The 436-nt window shown below is 60.8% G+C and carries 1 protein-coding gene; it reads right to left on the reverse strand.

Annotated elements, in window-relative coordinates:
- Positions 1-350, reverse strand: a 350-nt coding sequence (locus tag ACTHTS_RS11325) for a TRAP transporter small permease (protein WP_440370096.1), incomplete at its 3' end; no start/stop codon positions are given.
- Positions 351-436: the final 86 nt, after the last annotated feature.

Raw genomic sequence — 436 nt, forward strand, 5'->3', positions numbered from 1 at the left:
GCGCTGTAGGTGAGTACGGCAAACACCATCGCGCTCAGCAGCGACAGCACTATGTCGAACCAGGCACGCAGGCGCGGTCCCATGCGCTCGGTAACCAACTCCAGGCGGATGTGGTCGCCGCGTCGGAACGTATCGGCCGCAGCCAGGTAAGACACGGCCAACATCAGGTAGTAACCGCCCGACTCGGTGACCCAGGGGATCGGCGCACCGAGGACATAACGTGCTGAGGCGTCCGCGCCTACCATAAACATGCTCGCGATCAGGCAAAACCCGTCGATTGCCGAGCCTGACTTTTCCAGGAATTTGAGCTTTGTATGCATGGGGATACCTTGGGGTTCGGTGGTTGCCATCGCTCAGATCTCCTGCCCATTCGTGGCCTGGTAGGCCTTGAGCACACCCTGACCGTCCTGGCCAACCGCCTGCATGTCGTTTAGCC

The organism is Neisseria sp. P0019.S003, from assembly GCF_051957115.1.
In the GTDB taxonomy this organism is placed as follows: domain Bacteria; phylum Pseudomonadota; class Gammaproteobacteria; order Burkholderiales; family Neisseriaceae; genus Neisseria; species Neisseria flavescens_D.